6 protein-coding genes are annotated in these 6691 nt (G+C 59.2%); 5 read left to right on the plus strand and 1 reads right to left on the minus strand.

Features of this window, described 5'->3' with window-relative positions; genetic code table 11:
• The 5 genes from VFU66_RS03525 to VFU66_RS03545 form a co-directional block, all read left to right on the plus strand.
• On the plus strand, positions 1-783 hold a 783-nt coding region (locus VFU66_RS03525), incomplete at its 5' end, for an outer membrane beta-barrel protein (protein ID WP_524536958.1).
• A gap of 114 nt (positions 784-897) precedes the next feature.
• Positions 898-2829, plus strand: coding sequence for a tetratricopeptide repeat protein (locus VFU66_RS03530; protein WP_326444852.1), 1932 nt, complete (start codon positions 898-900; stop codon positions 2827-2829).
• 5 nt (positions 2830-2834) lie between these two features.
• Positions 2835-4568, plus strand: a complete 1734-nt coding sequence (locus VFU66_RS03535) for a CRTAC1 family protein (RefSeq protein ID WP_326444853.1) — start codon at positions 2835-2837, stop codon at positions 4566-4568.
• A 175-nt stretch (positions 4569-4743) separates the two neighbouring features.
• Entirely contained in the window at positions 4744-5175 is a 432-nt protein-coding gene (locus VFU66_RS03540; protein WP_326444854.1) for a hypothetical protein, read from the plus strand.
• The gene (locus VFU66_RS03545) at positions 5175-5834 is read left to right on the plus strand and encodes a Fic family protein (protein WP_326444855.1); all 660 of its coding nucleotides are present in this window, start codon (positions 5175-5177) and stop codon (positions 5832-5834) included. Before VFU66_RS03540 ends, VFU66_RS03545 begins: the two co-directional genes overlap by 1 nt.
• A 157-nt stretch (positions 5835-5991) precedes the next feature.
• Here the strand turns inward: VFU66_RS03545 and VFU66_RS03550 are convergent, their stop codons facing one another.
• Positions 5992-6543 carry an REP-associated tyrosine transposase gene (locus tag VFU66_RS03550; protein WP_326444856.1) on the minus strand — a complete coding sequence of 184 codons (552 nt, stop codon included), beginning with the start codon at positions 6541-6543 and terminating at the stop codon, positions 5992-5994.
• Positions 6544-6691: the final 148 nt, after the last annotated feature.

Here is a 6691-nt window from a genome sequence, read left to right on the forward strand (position 1 = left end):
AACGTCATCTCGAATGACGGCTACTCCAACTACAACGGCCTGCAGTTGAGCTGGGTCAAGCGGTCCAACAGCCTGACCTACAACGTCAACTACACGTGGTCGAAGACCCTGGGCGTCGGCCAGCAGATTGATCCGTTCTCGCTGCGCGGCAACTACGGGCTGCTGTCGATCGACCGGCCGCATGTCTTCAACGCTTCGTACTCATATAACTTCGGGCGCGCCTATCACGGCAGCAACATGCTGCTGAGCGGCGTCTCGAACGGCTGGACGCTGTCGGGCATCACGACGTGGCAGGGAGGCGCCAACCTACAGGCGATTAACAGCCCCAACTTCGGGTTGTCGATCACAGGCATTGGCCCCGCTACCTACTTCGGTACCTCCGCGCCGAAGCTGATTATGCCGAAGCTGACCTGCGACGCGGGCAAGAACCTTGCCCACCTGCAGCGTATCAATGCGTCGTGTTTTGCGGCTCCGGCAATCGGAACCAACGGCCCGCGCAACTATCCCTACTACCGGATGGCGGACTTCTTCGACACGGACATGGCCGCCTATAAGACGTTCCACATCACCGAGCACCAGAACGTGCAGTTCCGCGCGACGGCGTTCAACTGGATCAACCATCCGCTGGCGCAGTTCAGCGGCGGCAACCAGTTGACACTCCACTACAACCACGACCTGACGCCCAACACAGGCTCCAACTCACCGACGATCGGGTTCCTCGATACCAAGGCAGGCGGTCACGCTGCCCGCATCATCGAACTCGCGCTGAAGTACAACTTCTAATCCACGGCGAGCGGGACGGCTCAGACTGCTCCGCTCGCTATGCACCCGATGATTAGAAAGCGATTGAATCCTCCCAGCGAAGGGGCCCAGTCCCCTTCGCTATACTTTTTGTCGATGTCCGAGATTTACATCACGCCTGATGGCCGCAGAGGTTTTGGAGACCTGAGCGATTACACACGATGGCTTCTGATGCTGCTGGTGGGTGTGCTCAGCGGCGCAGTGTGCGCTGGGCAGACCTCTGCACGGGCTAGGCACAGCGGTAGCGTCGCGCATCCGGCGGCTGGCCTGAAGCAGCAATACGACGCCGCGCAGCGCGCACAGTCGGTGGGTGACTTTAAGGCTGCATCGCGCGATTATCAAGCCTTTCTCGCTGCCGCGCTGGCCCGTCTGGCCGATGGTCACACGCACACCGGAGACTACTCTGGCGCGGTCAAACTGTTTGACGAAGCACTTGCCACGGACGCGCCTGATGGCGGCGGCAAGCTGCGTCTAGCCTATGCGCAGGCCGCGCTGCTGGGCCACGACGTGGCGAAGGCGAAGACGCTCGCGCAAGCGGTCGTCGCCGAAACCCCGAAGAACGGCGAGGCACGCTTTGTGCTGGGCGAGGCCCTTCTCAAAAATGATGAGAACGACGAAGCGCGCAAGCAGTTGGAAGCTGCCGTTGTGCTTGACCCGAGCTACAGGAACGGGCTTGCGCTGGCGCGGGCCTACCTTGCGCTTGCCAACATGAAGGATGCAGCCCGCATCTTCAGCGAGATGGCACATGGCTCAGGCGACAAGGCCTCGCTGCATATGGACTTCGGCCGCGCTTATGCCGAGGCCGGCTATCCCGATCTCTCGATTGCTGAGTTCAAGAAGGCTCTTACCGAAGACCCCACGCTGCCGGAGGCGCACTACTGCCTCGGCGCTTCGTATCTATTGAGTCAGGGCGAGGCGGGATTTCCGAAGGCGCTCGATGAGTTTCACCGCGAACTCAAACAGAACCCCAACGACTACTTCAGCCTTTCGCAGCTTGGCTACATTGCGCTGAGCCAGCGCAGGCTGCCGGAAGCAGAGAGCTACCTGAAGCGCGCGTCTGCGCTCGACGCGACCAATCCGGACAATCCTCTGCTGCTTGGACAGGTTTATATGCAGCTCAACCAACCGGCGGAGGCGGAGCAGGCGTTCCGTCAGGCCATTGCGCTGACGACCGATCTCTCGCGCAATCACTATCAGGTGCAGCGCGCGCATTATCTGCTGGGCCGCCTGCTTGTGCAGCAGGGCCACGCGGACGAAGCGAAACAGCAGATGCAGATTGCAGCCGACCTGTTGAAGCGGAACATGGCGCGCGACGAGGCCCGGCTGAAGGGTGCGCCCATCAGCGAGACGGCCAGTGCGCCGCAGCTACAGAGTCCCGCTGCCACTGCCCCGGCGGACGCCAAGGCGAAGCGCGAACTCGGCGAATACACCGCCCAGCTCGCCCCTGCGCTTGCCGACAGCTACAACAATCTCGGCGTCATTGCGGCAAGCAACAACGAATTTGCGACGGCCTCCGGCTACTTTGCCAAGGCCGCGCAGTGGAATCCCGCGCTCGATGGGCTGGATTACAACTGGGGTCGCGCTGCGTTTTCGGGCGGTTTATATGCATTGGCCGTCGAGCCGCTGAGCCGCTATCTCGCGGCCCATCCGCATGACGATGGAGCGCGAAGAGTGCTTGGCATCAGTTACTTTCAGGTCAAGGATTATGGCTCTGTCGTCAGGACGCTGAAGCCGCTGGAGGCACAGCTCGCCGCTTCGCCGCAGCTTGGCTCGATGTATGGGCTGTCGCTGGCGCGGACAGGCGACTATGACGATGGCATTGCGCGGCTTGAAAGTCTCGTCCACTCCAATCCATCGGCGGCCGAGGCGCATCGTGCGCTAGGCGAAGCCTATGCGAGCCACGGTAACTATCAGCAGGCAGTGACGGAGTTCAACACGGCGCTCCAGTTGAACGCAGCAGATCAGGAAGCTCGGGAGCAATTGTCTGCGCTGCGTGAGCATCTTGCAAAGCAGAGCACAGAGCGGTAGCCACGATGAAGACGCACGTCCGTACACTGATCGCTCTAGCATTGCTGCTGCCCGGCGCTGGCGTGTTGGCGCAGTCGAAAGGGGCTCCCCCGCTGCATTTTCGAGATATTGCCGAACAGGCGGGACTCACCACCATGCCGCACTTTGCTCCGGTGAAGCAGTACCTCGTCGAGATGATGGGCGGCGGCGTCGCGCTGTTCGACTGCGACAACGATGGCAAGCTCGACATCGTGACTGTCACCAGTTCTACGGTCGAGCGTTACCTGCACGGCGGCGACCTGATGGTGACGCTCTACCATCAGGACACCAAGCCTGGCGGCACGCTGCATTTCACCGACATCACGGCCAACTCGGGATTAACGACACGTGGGTGGGGCATGGGCGTTGCGGTGGGCGACTACGACAACGATGGCCTGCCTGACCTGTATGTCACCGGCTACGGACATAACGTGCTCTATCACAATCTGGGCGGATGCAGGTTTGAAGATGTCACCGCGCAGAAGAAGGTTGCGGGCGGCGGCTTCAGCGTGGGCGCGGCCTGGGCCGACTACGATCGCGACGGCAAACTCGACCTCTTCGTCTCGCGCTACGTCGATACCGACCTGCACCATCTGCCGAAGCCCGGAGACAAGGGTTTTCAATATCAGGGCCTGCCGATGGAAGTACCTGTGTTGAATGGCGAGACCGATCTTCTCTTTCACAATACCGGCGCAGGCGCATTTGAAGATCTTTCAACGAAGGCCGGTGTCGGCAATCCGGACAAGCGCCTGGGCATGGGCGTGGTGTGGGGCGACTACGATCACGATGGCTGGCCCGACCTGTTCGTCAACAACGACATGGGGCCGAACTTCCTTTATCACAACAAACATGATGGAACCTTCGAGGAGGTTGGCCTGCTCTCCGGCACGGCGCTCAGCGCGGAGGGCAAGACGATGGGCAACATGGCTGCCGACTTCGCGGACTACGACCGCAATGGCACGCTCGATCTCGCCGTCACGCGCTACGGCTACCAGCCGATGAGCCTCTATCGGAACGAAGGTGCTCTCGGCTTTGTAGATGAGGCTTACATCGCAGGGCTTGGGCGTCCGGGCGCGCAGCTTGTCTCGTGGGGCGCGGGCTTTGCGGACTTTGGCAACGATGGCTGGCCGGATCTTTTTGTGGCCAACGGCAACGTCAGCTCGATGGTCGATACGCTTCCGCATGAGCTGAAGTATCGTGAGCCGATCCAGCTTTTTTGCAGCCTCCGCAACGGGGTGTTCGAGGACGTGGCTACTGCGGCGGGGTTGAACAGCGGGCCGCTTGCATCGCGCCGAGGCACTGCGTTTGGCGACATCAACAATGATGGCAACGTCGATGTCGTTGTCTATAACGAGGACGGGCCGCCTTCGCTCTTTCTGAATGAAACGAAGAGTGCGAACCATCGCGTCCTCTTCAAGCTGGTGGGGACGAAGAGCAACCGTGCTGCTATCGGCGCTCGTGTTGCTGTGACGGCGGGCAAGCTCGTGCAGATTGACGAGGTGCGCGGTGGCGGCGGCTATCTTTCTTCCAACGATCGGCGGCTGCACTTCGGCCTGGGGACCGAGGCGGTGATGAAGACGGTGAGGATCGAGTGGCCGAGTGGGCTGGTGGAGGTGCTGAGCAATGTCGCGGCGGACAATCTTTACACGATCGTCGAAGGGAAGGGAATTCAGGAGACGCTCAGGCTGAACGCTCCGGGTGCTGGTACCCCCTCCCCCTAGTTAAGTTCTAAAATACTTTGAACAAAGGACTTAGGTAGGGGGTATCTCCGCACGTTTCATGCCATTCGCGTGTTAAATTTGAAAGCCCGGCGGTTGCCGGGCCTCATCTTCTCCTGATTTAAGGTTATCAGCGGTGTCAAGACCTGACTGTGGAAATCGGGCAGGGTGCCTCTGAGTGGACGCTTATCTGGAGACTGATGAGGCCTTGCGATGGCGTTCCGGCTTTGCGGAACGGAAGGCGATTTTCTTGAGCGAGCGGAGCGGATTCCTTAGCTTTGTTCCTGTTGAGCTACCTCGGCTGCTGTGGCAGGGCGGGCTCCGATTACAGGATGTAACTTTTTGGTGTCGGAGAGCATCCACAATGAGTGCGATGCTAGCATTTCACGAGTACAGTGGTATGACTGTATCGCAGTGGGTTAAGGACATGAATCAGGAATTGACACGGTTGATCGAAGCGGCACGCAAGCGACCCTTCTCCGATGCGGAGCGGGAGGCGCAAAGGCGGAGCTTTGCCTATGGGAATGCCAAGATTGAGAACAGTCGCATCACGCGCGAAATGATCGCAGAGGCTGATGAGAAGATCAAGACGCAGCTCAAGGCGAAATAATGTCCGATTCGACGCGGCATAGCCAGGCTGCGGAAGCGGAACTCATTCAAGACCCGGAGGCTCTTGCACGGCAGGAGTCGTATAACGTCGTTCAGCAGTTCCGTGCGGTGGCGGATATGGTGGAGAGCTATCTGCACCCGGAACGCCCTTTCAAGCTGCGTCCCTCCCATCTGCTGCATCTGCATCGAGCGGCTCTTGAGGGTATTTCGCAGTACGCCGGGAATTTTCGTCCGGCTGGAATCGAGATTGGACAGAGCAAGCACACGCCACCGCCGGCCTTTCAGGTGCCTGAACTGGTTGAGGAACTGTGTGACTATGTAAATGAGAAGTGGGTCGAAAAGAGTCCGGTCCATCTTGCGGCATATGTGATGTGGCGGTTGAACTGGATTCATCCGTTTACGGATGGGAACGGACGCACGTCGCGCGCAGTCTCGTATTTTGTGCTGTGTGTACGGCTCAAGGCGCTTCTGCCCGGTAAGCTGACAATTCCCGAACAGATCGAACAAAACCGGACGCCTTATTACAAGGCGCTGGAGGCTGCGGATGATGCGTGGTCAGAGAAGCGAATTGACCTGACGGCCATGAAGCACTTGCTGGCTTCGATGCTGGCGAAGCAGCTTCATGCGATTTATGAGGAGTCCGAGTCCGGCGATGAGTAGCGGTTCGCGCTTCGCGCGAATGCCCACCCATGCGATGAAACTGCATGAATGGGGCACCCAGAGTATGGGCGTTATTTTATGTATGGGATACCCGCCGGGGTATAGGCGGTTATGAATGTCATTACATGTGAGAGGAAGGGTGAATGTGGGTGCCCATTCATCGCGGCACTATCGCGATGGGTGGGGTTGCTTCCCTCTCGCGCCGGTTCCACGTCCACTCGGATTCGATCTCAACTCGGCCCTGCTCGCCCGTGAGGTGATGGCGAAAGCTGCTCCAGGGCCAGTCCTCGGGCTTTTCGACGAGACCTCTCTCGACGGGGTTGCGGTGCAGGTAGCGCAGCTTCTCCACATGTTTCTTCTGGGTAAGGACGTTGAAGTCGTAGTATCGGGTCTGCCAGAACTGGGGCCTTTTGCCTTTGAGTATTTTCGATGTCTCGCCCTTGAGGACGCTGAGTGTGGTGGCGAGCGATTGGACTTTTGGCTCGGTGAGCAACAGGTGGACGTGCTCGGGCATGAGGACATAGCCGAAGAGAAAGAACTGGTGACGCTGTCGAAGCTTCTCGAGTGTTTCCTCGAAGACGATGCGGGCGCGGTTGTCGTTCAGGTAGGGAAGACGGCGGTAACAACTGAAGGTGATGAAGTGGTCGTGGCCTTCGGCTTGATAACGCTTGAGACGGCTCGGCATGAGATTAATCGTAACGTCTAACATCGTTCACCCCACCCATGCGCGATGAGACTGCGCATGAATGGGGCACCCAGAGTATGGGCGTTATTTTATGTATGGGATACCCGCCGGGGTATAGGCGGTTATGAATGTCATTACATGTGAGAGGAAGGGTGAATGTGGGTGCCCATTC

The organism is Edaphobacter sp., from assembly GCF_035763405.1.
Classification (GTDB): Bacteria; Acidobacteriota; Terriglobia; order Terriglobales; family Acidobacteriaceae; genus Edaphobacter.